The organism is Salipiger sp. HF18, assembly GCF_011806505.1.
GTDB classification, from domain to species: Bacteria; Pseudomonadota; Alphaproteobacteria; order Rhodobacterales; family Rhodobacteraceae; genus Salipiger; species Salipiger thiooxidans.
The window spans coordinates 1-17505 of the sequence record NZ_JAATOS010000047.1 but is presented as its reverse complement, the minus strand read 5'-3'; the positions used below and the strand labels follow the sequence as shown (position 1 = coordinate 17505).

Sequence of the window (17505 nt, the reverse complement as noted above, 5' to 3'; positions counted from 1 at the left end):
GGGGGGGGGGGGGGCGGGGGGGGGGGCGGGCGGGGCCGCCGGGGGGGGGGGGGGGGGGCGCGGGGGGGGGGCGCGGGGGGCGGGGGGGGGGGGGGGGGGGCGGGCGCCCCCCCCCGCCGTGTCAGTTCAGCGCGTCGCTGCGGTAGCTGTCCCAGAAGGCCGGCCAGTCCTCGTCCGAGACCTTTTCGGCATCGGCCTTCTCGGTGGCCGCGGCCCAGGCCGACTTCACCGCCTCGAGCCGGGCGATGCGGGTCTCGTTCCAGGCGTCGTCCTCGGCGTCCCAGACGCCCTTCTCGCGCAGGTACTTGATGGCACCCGGGTGAAACGGCGCGCCGGCCGGTGAACTGCCCGCGTCCTGCATGTTCCAGCGCGCGATCACGCCGTTGGCGTCCTTGAAGAGGTCATAGCTCTCGTCCAGCGCCTTCACGAGGTTGTAGACCTCGTCCTCGCTGGTGTCGGCATAGGCGGTGAGCTGCGGGTAGCGGTAGCCCAGAAGCTCGGCGGGATCGTCCTCGGAGATGCTGACGCCGACGGGCCTCGACGTGGGCGAGAAGATCGTGGCCGAGGCGCGCACGCGGTCCCAGCCGGCGCTGTCCGATCCCGGCATGTCGAGCCAGCGCACGCCGCGGCCGCCTTCGGCCTCGCGCAGGGCTGACACCGTGGGGGTGACCGGAACGGCGTCGATCTCGCCCGCGATGAAGCCCTGCACCATGGCGCCGTAGCCCGGGTAGATCACCTGCTCGACGTCGTCGACGGTGAGATCGCCGAAGGCCAGCGCGGCCTCGGTGTTCATCAGGGTCGAGGGGCTGGCCTGCACGAAGCCCACCTTGCGGCCCTTGAGGTCCGCGACGCTTTCGATGTCGGTGTCGAGCCCGGTGATCAGGCCGACGGCGGCGGGTCGGCCAAGCAACACGCGCACCTCCTGCGGGCCCCAGTCACGGGCGGCGAATTCGAACATGCCCTCGGAGGCGAAGAAGATCTCGTTGCCCATGAAGCCGAAGGTTGCGCGCTTCTTGGCGAGCGGCAGCATCCGGCCGATGCCGGTGCCCGAGGGCGTCAGGCGCACGGTGGTGCCGTAGTTCTTGTCGAGCGCGTCGGCCATGGCCGAGGCCTCGACGTAGCCGGTCGAGCCGAGGTCGTAGGACGTCCAGACCATGGTGCGCGGCAGCGTCACCTCGTCGGCCAGGACGGCCTGCCCGGCGAAGATGGCGACGGCGGCGACCGTGCCCCTGATGAATGCGGATCCCAACAAAGCCATTCCTCCCTTTTCGCATTACCGACCCGGCGCCCCGCCTCCTGGTCGGTGGCGTCGGGATTTCGATCAGGCTAGCGTGCAAAAGTATAAAAGTCAATCTTATACCTTTTAGACTTTTTGCGTGACGCGGCTCAGCTCGGAAGCTCGAGCACCGCCTTGGCCAGCATGTTGCGCATGATCTCTGTCGAGCCGCCGAAGATCGTCGTCGGCCGCGCCGAGAGCCAGGTTGCGGCGGCGTGCAGCTGCCGGTCGCCCTCGGGCGGGGCGCGCAGGCCCGAGTCCTCGGCCGCGACCTCCATCATCAGCTCCGAGATGCGCTGGAAAAGCTCGCTCTGGAAGATCTTCAGCATCGCCACGTCGGCGCCGATCTCGCGCCCGTCGCGCAGCCGGTCGACGTAGGTCTCGAAGAGATCCGACAGGTCCATGACGTCGCATTGCAGTGTCACGTAGCGGTCGCGGAACACCGGGTCGTCCCAGACCCCGGCGCGGCGGGCGATGTGCCCGAGCCGCGCCAGCGCGCTGGCGGAAAGCCGCGGCGCGCCGATGAACACGCGCTCGTGGCCGAGCAGCGCCTTGGCCACCGACCAGCCGTCGTTGACCCGGCCCACGATGTGATCGGCGGGCACCCGCACGTCGTCGAAGAAGACTTCGCAGAACTCGGCCTCGAGCTCGAGGTTCTCGATGTTGCGGATGGTCACGCCGGGCGCGTCCATCGGCACCAGCAGGAAGCTGATGCCCGCCTGCTTCTTCACCGTCTTGTCGGTGCGGGCGAGGATGAAGATCCAGTTGGCGTCCATGCCCAGCGTGCACCAGGTCTTCTGGCCGTTGATCACCCAGTCGTCGCCGTCGCGCACCGCCTCGCAGCGCACGGCGGCAAGGTCCGAGCCCGCGCCCGGCTCGCTGTAGCCCTGCGCCCAGACGTCCTCGCCCGAGAGGATGCGCGGCAGGAACTGCGCCTTCTGTTCCTCGGTCCCATGCCTGAGCAGCAGCGGCCCCAGCATGACCGGCCCGATGTCGTTGACCCGCGCGCAGCCGTAGCGCTCGAATTCCTCGATCATGATGAGGTGCTTGCCCGCGGTGAGCCCCATGCCGCCATGCTCGCGCGGCCATGTCGGGCAGATCCAGCCCTTCTGCGACAGGATCAGGTACCATGGCTTCACCTCGTGCCAGTGCAGGCGGCTCAGCGAATGGCGGGGGATGTCGGGGTAGCTCGCCTCGACGAAGCTTCGGACCATGGCGCGGAAATCGTCGTCGCTCATGGCGTTGTAGTCGGGCTGTCCGGTCATGCCGCGTGCTCCTCTGCCAGCAGTCCTGTCAGCGTCGCGCGCTGCTCTCTCGGGCTTCCATAGGTGTTGGCCTCGGCCATGGCCTTGCGCACGAAGAGCCCGATGTCGGCCTCGTCGGTGATGCCCATGGCGCCGTGCATCTGCACCGCCTCGCGGGCGACCAGCATCGCCAGCCCTGACGCGCGGAGCTTGCAGCGGGCGGCGCCATGCGCGCGGGCCCGCGGGTCGGCCCCGGCGTCGAAGCGGCGCGCGGTGGCGAAGATCGCGGCGCGCGACAGCTCGAGCGAGATCTTCATCTCGGTCGCCCGGTGCTGCAGCGACTGGAAGCTGCCGATGGATCGGCCGAACTGCTCGCGCACCCGCAGGTAGTCGAGCGTGATCTCCAGCGCGCGACCCGATAGGCCGAGCAGGTAGGCCGCGTGAGCAAGCCGCGCGTCCTGCAGCACGGCCTCGGCCCGCGGGCAGGGGAGGATCTCTGCGGCGAGGCCGTCGAGGCGCACGCGTCCGGGGCGGCAGCCGTCGAGCGTCTCGGCGCTTTCGACCGTCACGCCCTGCGCATCGCGGGGCACGATCGCCACGCCCGCGCCGGTGAGCACGGCGAAGAGGTCTGCCCCCTCGGCCCCGGGAACGTTGACCTTGGTGCCCTGCAGCGTGCCGTCCCAAGCGCCGCCCTGCCAGCCCTGATCGCCGGTGGCGTCCTGCCAGGCGGTGACGATCACCGCCTCGCCGGTCATCGCCTCTTCGGGCAGGGCCTCCTGCAGCAGCGCCGCGGCCGTGATGGTCGACAGCACCGGCTCGGGCAGCAGCCCGGCGCCCAGCACCTCCAGCGCGCAGGTCTCGCGCAGGCCAAGGCCGAGCCCGCCCGCGTCCTCCGCGACGCGCATCAGCGGCCAGCCGAGCTCGGCTGCCTGCGCCATCACCGCGCGGTCGAAGCCGCAACCCTGGAAGCGCGCGGCGCGTACCCGGGCAAGGTTGCCGTCCGCCGGGACCACTGCACGGGCGCTCTCGACGATCATGCGGGCGTTCTCGATCCAGTCCTCGTTCATGGTGCCGTCGATCACGCGACCACCCCCGCGCGGCGCAGCGCCGCGATCTGGTCGGGCTCGAGCCCCAGTGCCTTCAGCACCTCGTCGGTATGCTCGGCAAAGCGCGGCGGTGGCGTGGTTTCGGGCGCGCCGCCCGAGAAGCGCACCGGGTTGGCGACGTAGCGCACCCGGCCCGCGGTCTCGTGCTGCAGCTCGCGCAGGAGGCCACGTTCGGCGACCTGCTCCATGCGGAACACGTCCTCGAAGCTGTTCAGCGGCCCGGCGGGAATGCCGATGGCCTCGAGCTCGTCATAGCAGGTGTCGGCGGTCTTCTCGGCCAGCTTCGCGGCGATCATCGGGATCAGCGCGCTGGCGTTCTCGACCCGGGCGAGGTTGGTGGCAAAGCGCGGATCCGTGGCGACGCCGTCGAGCCCGAGGTGGTCGCAGAAGCGGGCGAACTGTGCGTCGTTGCCGATGGCGATCATGATCGGGCGGTCGGCGCAGTCGAAGGCCTGCCACGGGCAGGTGATCTGCGAGGCGGTGCCGTTGCGGCGCGGCAGCCGCCCGGAGGAGAGGTAATTCATCGCCATGTGCGAGGCGGCGTGGATCTGCGTGTCGAGAAGCGCGACGTCGATGAACTGCCCCGCGCCCTGGCCCGCGCCCGCGTCGCGGTGGTTGAGCGCCGCGAGAATGGCGGAGACCGCGTATTGCCCGGCGGTGATGTCCGAGATCGAGTAGCCCACCAGCGCGGGACCGGCACCGGGCTCGTCGTCGGCGGTGCCGGTCATCGCGAGCAGCCCGCTCATCGCCTGGAAGATCGGGTCGTAGCCCGGCAGGTGCTTCATCGGCCCGGTCTGGCCGAAGCCGGTGATCGAGCAGTAGACCAGCCGAGGGTTGATCGCGGCGACGCTGTCGTAATCGAGTCCGAAGCGGGCCAGCGTGCCGGTCTTGAAGTTCTCGATCAGCACGTCCGCCTCGGCCACGAGCCGGCGCGCGACCTCCTGCCCCTCGGGCTTCGACAGGTCCAGCGCCAGCGAGCGCTTGCCCCGGTTCATCGCGAGGAAGGACGAGGTCTCGCCAGTGGGCGCCCCGTCGGGTCCGAGATGCGGCACGCCCATGCGACGCACGTCGTCGCCGCCCTTCACATGTTCGACCTTGATGACGTCCGCACCGAAATCCGCCAGCATCTGTGCGGCCCATGGCCCGGCAAAGACGCGGCTGAAATCGAGCACCTTGATATGGCCAAGCATGGCTGCCATGGCGCACCTCCTCCTGAATATTCCTTGCGCCAAGCATCCCGATCCGCTCGCGGTTGCGCAAGTTAAAAATGATAATTATGATTTATTAGCTTTGAGGGGAGCCGACCGGAGGCGGCGCACCGCTTGCCGGGGCCGGGCAGCAGAGGAGACCGCCATGCTCATCCTGAACGAACCCATTGATTTTGCGGCCCATACCGGCGCCAATCTGGGCGCCACCGAGTGGCTCGAGATCACCCAGGAGCAGATCGACGGCTTTGCCGCGCTGACCGGCGACGATCACTGGATTCACGTCGATGTGACGCGGGCCGCGCGCGAGCGGCCGAACGGCAAGACCATCGCGCACGGGCTGTTCCTGCTGTCGTTGATTCCCCGGATGCAGCGCCAGCTCTTCCGGATCGAGAGCCGCGGGGCGGGGCTCAATTACGGCTACGAGAAGGTACGCTTCACCGCACCGGTGCCGGTGGGCTCGCGGGTGCGGCTGGCGCAGGCGGTGATCGGGGCGAGCGCCAAGGGCAGTGGCGCCCGGATCGAGTTGCAGTCGACGATCGAGCTCGAGGGCTCCGCCAAGCCTGCGCTGGTGGCGCATGGCGTGCTGCTGATCGCGGGCGCTGCCGCCGCGGCCTGAGAGGCTCAGGCGCGGTAGGCGGCCATGAAGACCCGCACCGCCTCGGTCGCCACGTAGGCGATCTCGTCCTCGGTCGGCGCCTCGTCGCGGCGGCCGAACAGCCGCGCCCGCCACGTGCCGGTGGTCGAAAGCTCGACGAACTGCGCGGCGGCGAGTTCGGGATCGGTGACCGCGAGGTTGCCGGCCTCGGTCTCGCGCTTCAGAAAGTCCTGGAGACAGCTCAGGAAATGCCGCGCGCCCGCGTCGTAGAAGCGGGTGCCGAGCTCGGGCATGCGCTCGACCACGCTGATGACGATGCGCTGCGCCCGGATCACGTCCTCGGAATTGAGCTGGATCGCCAGACCGCTGGCATAGGCAAAGAGCCGTTCCTCGATGGTCCCGGCATCGACCAGCCGCTCGAAGATGCCCTGGAAGAACGCCTTCCGCTTGTCCTCGACCAGCGCGACGAAGAGATCCTCCTTGTTCTCGAAGTAGACATAGAGCGTCCCCTTCGAGACCCCCGCCGCCTTGCAGATGCTGTTCATCGACGCGGCGTCGAAGCCCTGATCGACAAACACGCTCCAGGCGCCGTCCAGGATCTGGCGGCGTTTCTCGGGGTCGGAGCCCGCGGCGTGGCGGCGTCTGTGCGCGCAGAGTTCAGCCGGCTCGGGATGTGTCTTGGTTGTCATGGGAGGACATATAATCGAACCGGGTGGTTCGATGAAGACTTGATTTCGTGTCGGGCCTGCCCTACCTGCAATCGAACCGACCGGTTCGATCCGTTCGTCGCCCCCGGAATCGCCCCCTGCACCGAAAGACCGACACCATGTCCCGCCACGACCGCATCGACGCCCCTTCTTCCGACCAGGCCGCCGCAGAGGCCCCCGCACAGGCTCAGGCCCGCGCGCCCGAAACCGCCGCCGCCCCGGCGCCGAAGAAGGGCGGGCGCCGCAAGCGGATCGTTGGCGGCATCGCGCTGGTCGCGCTTCTGGCGGGCGGCTACGAGGGGTATCACTGGTGGACGGACGGGCGTTTCATGGTCGAGACCGACGACGCCTACGTGCAGGCGGACCTGTCGCTGGTTTCATCCAAGCTGCAGGGCTACGTGGCCGAGATCCCGGTGCAGGCGAACCAGCACGTGACGCGCGGCGAGGTTCTGGTGCGGATCGAGGACGGCGACTATCGCATCGCGCTGGAGCAGGCGCAGGCCAAGCTGCCGACGCTCGACCGCACGCTGGCGCGCATCGACGCGCAGATCACCGCCGCCGAGGCCAGCGTGACGCAGGCCGAGGCCCAGCTTTCCGCCGCCGAGGCGACGCTGCGCACCGCCGGCATCACCCAGGCGCGGGTCAAGGGGCTGGCCGACCGCAAGGTCGCCTCGCAGGCCGATCTCGATGACGCCAACGGTGCGCTCGAGACCGCCGAGGCCAACCGCGCCGCGGCGCAGGCAGCGATCAAGGGCGCGCAGGCCGAGATCGAGGTGCTGCGCGCAGAGCGGGCTGAGACCGAGTCCAGCCGCCGCGATCTCGAGCTCGGCATCGCGCAGGCGCAGCGCGACCTCGACCATACCGTGCTGCGCGCGCCCTTCGACGGCACCGTGGCCAATATCGCCATCGAGGCCGGGGAACTGGTCAACGTCGGCGCCCGGCTTGCCGCCGTGGTCCCCGACCACGGGCTCTATGTCGAGGCCAATTTCAAGGAAACCCAGCTTTCCGGCATCGTCGCGGGCGAGACCGCCCGGGTGAGCATCGACGCCATGGAGGGCCACGAGATCGAGGGCCGCGTGGTCTCGGTCGCGCCGGCCACGGGCTCGGTGTTCTCGCTGCTGCCGGCGGACAACGCCACCGGCAACTTCACCAAGATCGTGCAGCGCGTGCCGGTGCGCATCGAGCTGCCGGACGGCACCCCGGGCCTGCGCGCGGGCCTCTCGGTGGTGGTCGAGATCGACCAGCGCACGGCGCCCGAGGGCACGGACGTCGCGGAGGCGCTGCAATGAGCGCCGCCGCCCCACAGGAACCGGAACTCACGCCGCGCAGGGTCGCGGCGTTTTTCGTCATGGTCTTCGGGATGTTCATGGCGATCCTCGACATCCAGATCGTCTCGGCCTCGCTGCCCGAGATCCAGGCCGGGCTCGGCGCCTCGTCGGACGAGATCTCGTGGGTGCAGACCTCGTACCTGATCGCCGAGGTCATCATGATCCCGCTTTCCGGCCTGCTGGGCCGGATGATGTCGACGCGCTACCTCTTCGCCGCGTCGGCCGCGGGCTTCACCGCCGCGTCCTTCCTCTGCGCCACCTCGGGCTCGATCAACGAGATGATCCTGTGGCGCGCGGTGCAGGGGTTCCTCGGCGGCGGCATGATCCCGGCGGTCTTCGCCGCGGCCTTCACCATCTTCCCGGCCTCGAAACGCGCCATCGTCTCGCCGATGATCGGCCTCGTGGCAACGCTGGCGCCCACCGTGGGCCCGACCGTCGGCGGCTATCTCAGCCACGCCATGAGCTGGCACTGGCTGTTCCTCGTCAACGTGCCGGCGGGCATCCTCGTGACCATCGGCGCCATCACCCTGATCGACTTCGACAAGCCCGAGTGGAAGCTCTTCGACAGCTTCGACTGGATCGGCCTCGGGGCGCTGGCCTGCTTCCTCGGCGCCATGGAATACGTGCTCGAGGAAGGCCCGGGCAACGACTGGTTCCAGGACGAGATCGTCGCCGCGCTCTTCGTGGTCATGGTGGTGGGCGGCATCGTCACCTTCTGGCGCGCCTTCACTCTCAAGAGCCCGGTGGTCGACTTCTCGGCCTTCGCCAACACCAACTTCGCCGTGGGCTCGGTGTTCAGTTTCGTGATGGGGATCGGGCTTTACGGGATGACCTATCTCTACCCGCTCTACCTGTCCTCGATCCGCGGCTACGACAGCCTGATGACCGGCCAGACGGTGTTCGTCTCGGGTCTCGCGATGTTCGTGAGCGCGCCGCTGGCGGGGATCCTGTCGTCGAAGATGGACCTGCGGGTGATGCTGCTGATGGGCTTCGTGGGCTTCGCGGTCTCGAGCTGGATGCTCACCGGCATGACCGCCGACTGGGATTTCAACGAGTTGCTCTGGCCGCAGGTGCTGCGGGGGCTGTCGCTGATGATCTGCATGGTGCCGATCAACAACCTCGCGCTCGGAACGCTGCCGCCTGACAAGATGAAGAGCGCCTCGGGGCTCTACAACCTGATGCGCAACCTCGGTGGCGCCGTGGGTCTGGCGGTGATCAACACGCTGCTGACCGACCGCGGTGCACTGCACACGGCGCGGCTGAACGAGGCGCTGAACTGGGCCAACCCCGAGGCGCTGCGCCAGATCGACATGCTGGCCGCCAATCTCGAGGCCAATGGCATCGACGGCCAGACCGGGGCACTGTCGCAGCTCGCGGGGCGGGTGGCGCAACAGGCGACGGTGATGTCCTTCATCGACGTCTTCACCCTGATCACCGTGCTCTTCGCGGGGCTCGCGGTGCTGGCGCTGGCGATGAAGCCGCCGCGCAGCGGGGCGGGTGCGGCGGCGCACTGACCGGCGGACGGGGTCGCGAACAAGCCCACGGGTGAAGTCCCGGACAGGATCACGGACAGAAGAAGGGCCCGGCGGAGCGTTCCGCCGGGCCCTTCGTTGTTGGTTCTGGATCCGTCCTCAGATCAGCGTTTCGGGGTGGATCGGGAAACGCCCCGGTCTGACGCCGGTGGCGTGCCAGACCGCGTTGCCGATGGCGCCCACGGTGCCGGTGACGCCGATCTCGCCCACGCCCTTGATGCCGAGCGCGTTCACGAAGGGGTCATCCTCGTGGACGGTGATCGCCTCGACCATCGGCGCATCGGCGTTGACCGGCACGTGGTAGCCCGCGAGGTCGTTGTTCACGAACCGTCCCGAATGGGTGTCGTGCAGCGCCTCTTCCTGCAGGGCCATGCCGATGCCCCAGATCATGCCGCCCAGAAGCTGGCTGCGGGCCAGCGCGGGGTTGATGATCCGCCCCGCCGCGAAGGCGCCGATCAGGCGGCTCACACGGACCTGCCCGAGATCGGGATCGACCAGCACCTCGGCGAAGACCGCCCCGTGCGAGAACATGGCGTGGGTGGGCTCGCCCTCGCGCGCGCCGGTGCCTTCGCCGCGGATGAGCTCGAGCCCGGCGCGGGCAAGGATGTCCTCGTAGGCCTCGGAGCGGTCGTCATCGTTGCGCCAGAGCCGCCCCGACCGCGCCGTGACGCCCGCGTTGCCGGCCCCGAAGAACGGCGAGGCGGGGTCCTGGGTGGCCAGTTCGGCGAGCTGGCGCACCGCGTCCGAGCCCGCGTTGAAGAGCGCGGTGCCGGCAGTGGCGGTGTGGCCGGAGCCGCCCGCGACGCCCGCGTCGGGCAGGTCGGAATGGCCCGAGCGGAACTCGACCTTGTCGATGTCGATGCCCAGCCCGTCGGCGGCGATCTGCGCCAGTGCCGTCCACGCGCCCTGGCCCATGTCGGCGGCCGAGGTCTCGACCACAGCCGAGCCGTCGGCGCGCAGCGTGGCATGGGCCGCGGCCTGGAACATCGGGCAGGGGAACTGCGCCGTGCCCATGCCCCAGCCCTTGAGGAGCCTGCCCTCGCGCATCTGCCGGGGCTCCTGCGGGCGCCCGGCCCAGCCAAAGCGCCCGGCGGCCTCGGCGTAGCATTCGCGCAGCGCCTTGGACGAGAAGCTCATGCCCGACGCCGGGTCGGTGTCGGCGTGGTTCAGCAGGCGGAAGTCGAGCGGGTCGAGCCCCGCCGCCCGTGCCGCCTCGTCCATGGCGATCTCGAGCGCGGCCGACCCCGGCGCCTCGCCCGGGGCGCGCATCGGCCCGGGCGTGCCCACGTCGGCGCGCCGGCCGTGGTGCGTGGTGCGCAGCACCGGCGCCGCGTAGAGGCTGTGCGACGCGTTCGAGGCGCTCTCGAGGAACTGGTCGAAGCTCGAGGTCAGCGTGATCGTATCATGGTCGAGCGCGGTGATGCGGCCCATGTCATCCATGTCGATGCGCAGGGTCTGCCGTGTCGGGGCACGATGCCCGGTGGGGCCGTAGACCTGGTCCCGCCGCAGCGCCAGCTTCACCGGCCTATCGAGATCGCGCGCCGCGAGGATGGTCAGCAGCTGCGCCCCGTAGAGGATCGCCTTGGACCCGAAGCCGCCGCCGATAAAGGGGCTGCGCAGCAGGATCTGCTCGGGCGCGATGCCGAGGAAGGCGGCGAAGGTTTGTTTCGAGAGCCCGATGGCCTGGTTCGGCGTGTCGATCTCGAGCCGGTCGCCGACCCATTGGGCGGTGATCGCGTGGGGCTCCATGGCATTGTGGTACTGCGCCGAGGTGTCGATCTGCGTGGTGACGTGCCGGGACGACGTGGCGCGCGCCGTGGCGAGATCGCCCTTGGTCATGTTGGCGGGCCGTCCGAACGCCGTGGTCTCGGTGTCGAAGGGATCGGCATCGTCGAGCGTCACCCGGTGCGGCTCGGCTTCGTAGTCCGGCGCCAGCAGCCGCGCGGCCTCGGTCGCGGCCTCGAGCGTCTCGGCCACGATCATCGCGATCGGCTGGCCCGCATAGCGCACGCGGTCGTCCTGCAGCACCTCCATGCGCCAGACGAAGGGGTGGATCTTCTCGTCCGGGCTCACGGCCAGCGCGGGCGTGTTGGCGGGCGTGTAGACCTTGACGACGCCGGGATGCGCCTCGGCGGCGGCGCTGTTAAGGCGCGCCACGCGACCGCGTGCGATCCCGGCGGCCAAAGTGACCGCGTGCAGCACGCCCTCGGGGCGCGCGTCGGCGGCATAGGGCGCGGCACCGGTCACCTTGAGGATGCCGTCGCGGCGGGTGAGCGGCTGGCCCGCGCTCGAGCCGAGCCGCACGTGGCCCTGGGTGTTCAGCATGTCATCCATTGTCTTCTCCTGCGAAGGCGGAGGCGGGCAGGGCGGGCAGCCGGTCCGGCGTCCCTGCCGCGGCGAGGTCCAGCGCGCGGACCGCGATGCGCCGCGCGAGCTCGATCTTGTGGGCGTTGTCGCCCGAGGGTGTGGCACCGGTCAGCGCTTCCGCGGCGGCGACGGTGAAGCTGCCGCGCGTGGGCACCATGCCCACGAGCATCGCCTCGGCCTCGTGGCAGCGCCACGGGCGGGCAGCGACGCCACCGAGCGCGAGGCGGGCCGAGACGATGACGCCGTCGCGGATCTCGAGCGCGGCGGCGGCCGAGACCAGCGCGAAGGCAAACGAGGTCCGCTCGCGCAGCTTCAGGTAGCGGGCATTGCGCGCCATGCCGCCCGGGTCGGGCAGGCGGATGTGGGTGACGATCTCGCCCTCGGCCAGCGCCGGGGTGCCGGCGCCCGCGGCGTCGGGCAGCGGGTGGAAGGTTGCCATCGGCACGTCGCGGGTGCCCTCGGGCCCGGTGATCTCGACCACCGCGTCATAGGCGGCGAGCGCCACGCACATGTCTGACGGGTGCACGGCGATGCAGCCCTCGTCCCAGCCCAGCACCGCGTGGTTGCGGGTGCGCCCGCCAAGCGCACCGCAACCCGAACCCGGCTCCCGCCGGTTGCAGGGCGACAGCGGGTCCTGGAAATAGCTGCAGCGGGTCGCCTGCATGACGTTGCCGCCGGTGGTTGCAGCGTTGCGCAGTTGCGCCGACGCTCCCGAGAGCAGCGCCTCGGCCAGCGCCGGGTAGCGCGCCAGCACCTCGGGGTGCCGGGCGATGTCGGCGTTGCGGACCATGGCCCCGATGCGGAGCCCGCCGTCGGTGTCCTCGATCCGGTCGAGCGGCAGGCGCGAGATGTCGATAAGCCGCTCCGGCGTCGCCGCCCCGATCTTCATCAGGTCGAGCAGGTTGGTGCCACCGGCGAGGAAGCTGCCGCCCGGCGCTCCCGCCGCGGCGATGGCGGCGCCGATACTGTCGGCGCGGGCATAGTCGAAACGGTTCATGCGTCGGTCCTTTCGTCCTCGGTCCGGGTCCCGGAGGCTCGGGTGGCCTCGAGCACGGCCTCGGTGATGCCGGCGTAGGCGGCGCAGCGGCAGATGTTGCCGCTCATGCCCTCGCGCACGCGCTCGGGGTCGAGCCCGGCCTCGCCCTCGGCGATCAGGCCCACGGCGGACATGATCTGGCCGGGGGTGCAGTAGCCGCACTGAAAGCCGTCATGGGCGATGAAGGCCTGCTGCACCGGGTGCAACGTGTCGCCGTCGGCCAGCCCCTCGATGGTGGCGACCTCCGCCCCGTCGTGGGACAGCGCGAGGGCGAGGCACGCGTTCATCCGACGCCCGTCGATCAGCACGGTGCAGGCCCCGCACTGGCCACGGTCGCAGCCCTTCTTGGTTCCGGTAAGTCCGAGCCGCTCGCGCAGGACGTCGAGCAGCGTGGCGCGGGGATCGTCGAGCGCGATCTCGTGCGGCGCTCCGTTGATCGTGATGTTCAGGGTCGATGTCATCTTTCCCTCTTTGGCTGTAAGCTGACGGGAACTTGGGCCCCGGGGGCCTGTTCCTTAAAATACGGAGGCATCCTCCGTTTTCAAGTGGGTTGAGGTATGGGAAAGGAAATGAGCGCCGAACAGCCGAAAACGCGGAAGCCGCGCGCCGATACGCTGCGCAACCGCGAGCTGCTTCTGAGCGCCGCGGCCGAGGTTTTTCGCGGGGACGGCGGCAGTCTCGAGGCGGTGGCCCGCAAGGCGGGGCTGGGGATCGGAACGCTGTACCGGCACTTCCCGACGCGCGAGGCGCTGTTCCAGGCGGTCTATGCCCGCGAGGTCGAGATACTAGAGCGCCGGGCCGAGAAGGACAGTCTCGAGGAGTGGATGCGCGAGGCGCTGCGCATGATGGCGACCAAGCGCGGCATGGTTGCGGCGCTGGCGCCGGTGTTCGAGCCCGAGTCGTGCTTCATCTCCGAACAGTCGGAGCGGATGCGTGGTGCGGTGGCGGCGCTGCACGCCCGCGCCGTGGCCGAGGGCCGGGTGCGCGCGGACGTCACCAGCGAGGACCTGATGCGGGTGCTTCTGGGCATCAACTACGGCCCCGGCGCCGACCCCGACCGCGCCGGGCTGCTGCTCGACGTGTTCCTCGACGGGCTGCGGCCCAGGAGCTGAGGCAGGCGCCAGCGACCGTTCGACAGCAGCTCGTCGAGCGGCAGCTGCGAGCAGGTGAGCTCGCGCTTCAGGATCTCGCCGATGCGCCGGGCGGCGAGGGGCAGGGGCACGTCCTTGTCCCGCAGCCGCCCGAAGCTCCGGGTCGAGCGCGGGCGGAACCGCCTCAGGTCAATGGGAAAATCGCGGAACAGGTTGGCGAAGAGACTGCTGACGATCGACACACCAAGCCCCCGAGCGACGAAGGCGCAGGCCGCGCTGTCGGTGTGGATCTCGATCTCGATCGGCGGTCGGACGCCGGCCTTGTCGAACATGTGGTCCAGCGCCACCCGCCTTGGCCGCGGGTGCCCGGTCATGATCAGCGGCACGCCGTGCAGGTTCGCCGGCGTGATGTCCCTGCCGTCGCAGAGCGGGTGCCCGCCGTCTTTGCCATCGACAGCTCGGTGGTGGCCTCGGTGCACGCGGTGGCGCCCGCCTTCCGCGTCCGCGCCAGCGAGCTCGGGCACATCATCCGCCTGACCACCGCCTCGGCCCGGAGACTTTCGCGGGCGCTGGGGTGGCCGGACGTAGGTTGAGCGGGGAGCTTGCGCGCCTGAGCGGTTCCAGACCGAAAGAAGCGGAGAGCGGACCACGCGCAGCGGTGGAAGAACGACCCCGGCTCGGCCCTTGCGGGAGCCGCGCCGGAGCTTCGGTCACATCATGCTCGGCAGCCAGAGCGACAGGCTCGGCACCGCCACGAGCAGCGCCAGCGTCAGCAGCATCGCCAGCCAGAACGGCAGCACACCGCGGAAGATGTCGAGCAGCTCGACATTGCGGGCGACGGATTTCACGATGAAGACGTTGATCCCCACGGGCGGCGAGATCAGCCCCATCTCGAGCGTCAGCACCACCAGCACGCCGAACCAGATTGGGTCGATGCCCAGCTGCAGCACCACCGGCATGAAGATCGGCAGGGTGAGCACGAGCATCGCCAGACCCTCGAGGAAACAGCCCAGCACGAGGTAGATCGCGAGAATCACCACCAGCGTCCCGAACGGCCCGAAGTCGAGCGCGACGAGCAGCCGGCTGACCTCGGCGGGCAGATGGCTGAGCGCCACGAAGGGGTTGATCATGTGCGCCGCGATCAGGATCAGCATGACCGAGGCGGTGGTCACGATGGAGCTGCGCGCGGCGTCCCAGAACACCCGCAGGGTCAGGGTGCGGGTGACCGCGCCGATGAGGATGACCAGCGCCGCGCCGACGCCGGCGGCCTCGGTGGGCGAGAACATGCCGCTGTAGATGCCGCCGATGGTGATCACCACGATGGCCAGGATCGGTACCGCGCCGAGGAAGGCGCGTCCCTTCTCGCGGGTGTTGGTCTTGGGACCCGGGGGCCCGAGTTCGGGCTTCAGCGTGCAGAGCAGGGCGATGGTCAGCAGGAAGGCCGAGAGCAGCAGGATGCCCGGCAGGATGCCGGCCATGAAGAGCCGCCCGATGCTCTGCTCGGTGAGGATGGCGTAGATCACAAAGCCGGTGGAGGGCGGGATCAGGATGCCCAGCGTGCCGCCCGCCGCGACCACCCCGGTCGAGAGCCGCGGGCTGTAGGCGAAGCGGTCCATCTCGGCCAGTGCCGTGCGGCCCATGGTCAGCGCCGAGGCCACGGACGAGCCCGAGAGCGCCGCGAAACCGCCGCAGCCGATCACCGTGGCCGAGGCAAGCCCGCCGCGCACCTGCCCGATGGTGGCATAGGCCGCGTCGTAGAGCTTGCGGCTCATGCCGGTGGCGCTGGCGACGTTGCCCATCAGGATGAAGAGGGGCACGACGATAAGCTCGGAATTGGACGCGAGCGCGAAGGTCTCGGAGGACAGCAGGCCTGTCGCGGCCTGCAGCCCGTTGAGGATCCAGATGCCGATGAAGCCCACCGCGAACATCGCGAAGGCCACGGGGATTCGCATCAGGAGGAGGACCAGCAGCAGCGCCAGTCCGACGGAGCCGACGAAGACGCTGCTCATGCGGCCCCCGCAGCCTTGTGGCCGAGCATCAGGCTCAGGGCCCGCAGCAGCATCCCCAGCGCGGTGATCAGCGAGAAGACGCAGAGCGCGTACTGGAACCAGGCGGTGGGCAGGCGCAGCAGGTTGGTGGCGAGGTTCAGCAGGACGCTCAGCTGGGCGCTCTGCCAGACGGTCCAGGCGATGAGCACGAAGATCACCGCCCCCAGAAGCGCGGCGACCACGTCGATGACACGGTTGAGCCGCGGCGAGAATGTGTTCTCGAAGATGTCGACGACGATGTGCCCGCCGTCACGGTCGCAGAGCGACATGCCGCCGAAGACGATGATCACCATGGTCATGGTGATGAGGTCCTGCGAGCCGTAGAGCGGGGCGCCGAAGTTGCGCCCCACCACGTCGATCACGATCACGGCCACCACGAAGAGCAGCCCGAGCGTGCCGACGATCGCGGACAGGCCGATCAGCCTGTCCGACAGCCAGTGCACCCTGCCCAGCATCATTCGCCCCGGATCGCCGCCAGCGCCGCCTCGCCGCCGACCTCGGCCACGTAGGCGTCGGTCACCGAGGCCAGCGCGTCGTTGAAGGCCTGCGCCTCGTCGCCCTCGAGGTCGAGCACGGTGATGCCGTCGGCCTGACGTGCGGCCTCCAGCGCCTCGTCGGCGGTGGCGACCCAGGCCTCTTCGGTCATGCGCGAGATCTCCTCGCCCTTGAGCGTGTCGAGCGCGGCCCTGGCCTCGTCCGAGAGCCCGTCATAGGCGCCTTGCGACATCACGGTGTAGAAGGTCAGGCGGCCGAAGTTCGGCCCCGAGGTGATGCTGCCGACCACCTCGTTTAGCTTGAAGTCCGAGAGCACGGAGGCGCCCGAGATGACGCCGTCGATGAGGCCGGTCTGCAGGCCGTTGTAGACCTGCGTCATCGGGATCTGCACCGGGGTCGCGCCGAGCGCTTCCATCGCCTCGGCCGAGATCGAGCCCGCAACCCGCATCTTCAGACCCTTGAGGTCGGCGGGGCTGTGCACCTCCTTGTCGCGCATCATCAGGATGTTGGGCTCGGAGGCCCAGAGCGCGATCACCTCGGTGCGCGGGTATTCCTGCGCCAGCTCGTCGGGGAAGGCGCGCCAGAGCGCGGCGTAGCCCGGCTGGTCGAGCGGCAGCGCGCCCGGCAGCTCGAGCACGAGGCTCTTTGGGAACTGCGAGGAGGTGTAGCCATGCACGCCCCAGCCCATGTCGGCGGTGCCCTGAAGCACGCGCACGAACTGGTCCGCCGGGCCCGCGCCGAGCTCGCCGCCGTTGTAGCTGCGCAGCGTGGTCTCGCCGCCGGTGCCCTCGTCCAGCACCTTGGCGAGCGGGTCGACCTGTGCCGCGACGATGGTGTGCATGGGCGAGGCCCAGTTGGCGTATTTCAGCTCGTTGGCGCCCGCGCTCGTGGCAAGGCACAGCGACACGCCCGCCGAAGCGGCGATCAGGTGATGTTTCATTCTGGGTCTCCTCCCTCAGATGAGTCTTCCCTACCACGGGAGACGATAATTAACAAGTTAACTGTATTGGCCCGGCCCCGTGGATCCCGCCTCAGGCGGCGATCTGCACGAGGTCGTCCAGTCCGGCCGGCGTGCCTCCCGACAGCAGGCGTCGGCTCTTCATGTGGATGCCGGCGTTGTTGACGGTCTCCACCGCGACGAGGCCCCGGTCGTCGAGCCGGGCCACGACGCCGTCGCAGATCACCTCCTCCGAGGTGCCGGGACCGGCAAACCCCGCGATCTGCAGCTTGCTGTCCGCCTGGTCCGACCAGAACCACGGCAGGGCTGCGTAGTGATCTTCGCCGCCCTTGCTGAGGCGCGCCGCGATGAAGCGGGCGTGGTCGGTGGCGGCCTGCACGCTCTCGAGCCGGATGCGCTGGCCGTCCCGCGGGTCGGGGAAGCTGGCGCAGTCCCCCAGCGCCGAGATCTGCGGATCGCTGGTCAGGAGCCGTCCGCAAAGCCGGACGCCGTTCTCGACCTCGAGCCCGGCCTC

Annotated in this window: 17 protein-coding genes; 4 read left to right on the top strand and 13 right to left on the bottom strand. The window is 69.7% G+C overall.

All coding sequences use genetic code 11. From position 1 onward, the window contains the following. Positions 1-121: 121 nt before the first annotated feature. The 4 genes from HC022_RS07300 to HC022_RS07285 all read right to left on the bottom strand — a co-directional run bounded on the left by HC022_RS07300 (position 122) and on the right by HC022_RS07285 (position 4825). Positions 122-1258 (bottom strand): TAXI family TRAP transporter solute-binding subunit, encoded by a 1137-nt coding sequence (locus HC022_RS07300; protein WP_254884983.1) that lies wholly within the window; start codon positions 1256-1258, stop codon positions 122-124. A gap of 128 nt (positions 1259-1386) precedes the next feature. Next, on the bottom strand, positions 1387-2541 hold the full coding sequence (locus HC022_RS07295; protein ID WP_167451966.1) for an acyl-CoA dehydrogenase family protein: 1155 nt from the start codon (positions 2539-2541) through the stop codon (positions 1387-1389). After that, positions 2538-3602, bottom strand: coding sequence for an acyl-CoA dehydrogenase family protein (locus tag HC022_RS07290; RefSeq protein WP_167451965.1), 1065 nt, complete (start codon positions 3600-3602; stop codon positions 2538-2540). Before HC022_RS07290 ends, HC022_RS07295 begins: the two co-directional genes overlap by 4 nt. Then, the gene (locus tag HC022_RS07285; protein ID WP_167451964.1) at positions 3599-4825 is read right to left on the bottom strand and encodes a CaiB/BaiF CoA-transferase family protein; all 1227 of its coding nucleotides are present in this window, start codon (positions 4823-4825) and stop codon (positions 3599-3601) included. Before HC022_RS07285 ends, HC022_RS07290 begins: the two co-directional genes overlap by 4 nt. A 154-nt stretch (positions 4826-4979) precedes the next feature. Here HC022_RS07285 and HC022_RS07280 point away from each other — a divergent pair, with 154 nt between their 5' ends. After that, positions 4980-5450 carry a MaoC family dehydratase gene (locus HC022_RS07280; protein WP_167451963.1) on the top strand — a complete coding sequence of 157 codons (471 nt, stop codon included), beginning with the start codon at positions 4980-4982 and terminating at the stop codon, positions 5448-5450. A 5-nt stretch (positions 5451-5455) separates the two neighbouring features. Here the strand turns inward: HC022_RS07280 and HC022_RS07275 are convergent, their stop codons facing one another. Further along, positions 5456-6118: a TetR/AcrR family transcriptional regulator gene (locus HC022_RS07275; protein WP_089959764.1), complete on the bottom strand. Its 663-nt coding sequence runs from the start codon at positions 6116-6118 to the stop codon at positions 5456-5458. 137 nt (positions 6119-6255) lie between these two features. Here HC022_RS07275 and HC022_RS07270 point away from each other — a divergent pair, with 137 nt between their 5' ends. Together HC022_RS07270 and HC022_RS07265 are read left to right on the top strand one after the other, a co-directional pair. Beyond that, positions 6256-7425, top strand: a complete 1170-nt coding sequence (locus tag HC022_RS07270; RefSeq protein WP_167451962.1) for an HlyD family secretion protein — start codon at positions 6256-6258, stop codon at positions 7423-7425. Beyond that, entirely contained in the window at positions 7422-8978 is a 1557-nt protein-coding gene (locus HC022_RS07265; RefSeq protein ID WP_167451961.1) for a DHA2 family efflux MFS transporter permease subunit, read from the top strand. Before HC022_RS07270 ends, HC022_RS07265 begins: the two co-directional genes overlap by 4 nt. Positions 8979-9095: 117 nt before the next feature. Here the strand turns inward: HC022_RS07265 and HC022_RS07260 are convergent, their stop codons facing one another. The 3 genes from HC022_RS07260 to HC022_RS07250 are packed head-to-tail and all read right to left on the bottom strand — an operon-like array spanning position 9096 to position 12860. Beyond that, positions 9096-11330 (bottom strand): xanthine dehydrogenase family protein molybdopterin-binding subunit, encoded by a 2235-nt coding sequence (locus tag HC022_RS07260; protein WP_167451960.1) that lies wholly within the window; start codon positions 11328-11330, stop codon positions 9096-9098. Beyond that, positions 11323-12360: a xanthine dehydrogenase family protein subunit M gene (locus HC022_RS07255; RefSeq protein WP_167451959.1), complete on the bottom strand. Its 1038-nt coding sequence runs from the start codon at positions 12358-12360 to the stop codon at positions 11323-11325. Before HC022_RS07255 ends, HC022_RS07260 begins: the two co-directional genes overlap by 8 nt. Further along, positions 12357-12860 (bottom strand): (2Fe-2S)-binding protein, encoded by a 504-nt coding sequence (locus HC022_RS07250; protein ID WP_167451958.1) that lies wholly within the window; start codon positions 12858-12860, stop codon positions 12357-12359. Before HC022_RS07250 ends, HC022_RS07255 begins: the two co-directional genes overlap by 4 nt. Positions 12861-12968: 108 nt before the next feature. Between HC022_RS07250 and HC022_RS07245 the strand changes: the two genes are divergently transcribed. Beyond that, the gene (locus HC022_RS07245; RefSeq protein WP_167451957.1) at positions 12969-13511 is read left to right on the top strand and encodes a TetR/AcrR family transcriptional regulator; all 543 of its coding nucleotides are present in this window, start codon (positions 12969-12971) and stop codon (positions 13509-13511) included. On the opposite strand, the gene HC022_RS29625 is transcribed toward HC022_RS07245, so the two are convergent. From HC022_RS29625 to HC022_RS07220, 5 genes are all read right to left on the bottom strand, one after another. Then, the gene (locus tag HC022_RS29625) at positions 13433-14014 is read right to left on the bottom strand and encodes a LysR substrate-binding domain-containing protein (RefSeq protein ID WP_167451956.1); all 582 of its coding nucleotides are present in this window, start codon (positions 14012-14014) and stop codon (positions 13433-13435) included. The genes HC022_RS07245 and HC022_RS29625 overlap by 79 nt on opposite strands. Positions 14015-14200: 186 nt before the next feature. Then, positions 14201-15499, bottom strand: a complete 1299-nt coding sequence (locus HC022_RS07235) for a TRAP transporter large permease (RefSeq protein WP_167451955.1) — start codon at positions 15497-15499, stop codon at positions 14201-14203. Then, complete coding sequence (locus HC022_RS07230) at positions 15496-15993, bottom strand: TRAP transporter small permease (protein ID WP_368484624.1); 498 nt, start codon at positions 15991-15993, stop codon at positions 15496-15498. The genes HC022_RS07235 and HC022_RS07230 overlap by 4 nt, the downstream gene beginning before the upstream one ends. Then, on the bottom strand, positions 15993-16973 hold the full coding sequence (locus HC022_RS07225; RefSeq protein ID WP_167451953.1) for a TRAP transporter substrate-binding protein: 981 nt from the start codon (positions 16971-16973) through the stop codon (positions 15993-15995). Before HC022_RS07225 ends, HC022_RS07230 begins: the two co-directional genes overlap by 1 nt. A 91-nt stretch (positions 16974-17064) precedes the next feature. Continuing rightward, a partial coding sequence (locus HC022_RS07220; RefSeq protein WP_303049053.1) for an oxidoreductase C-terminal domain-containing protein occupies positions 17065-17505 on the bottom strand: 441 nt, incomplete at its 5' end.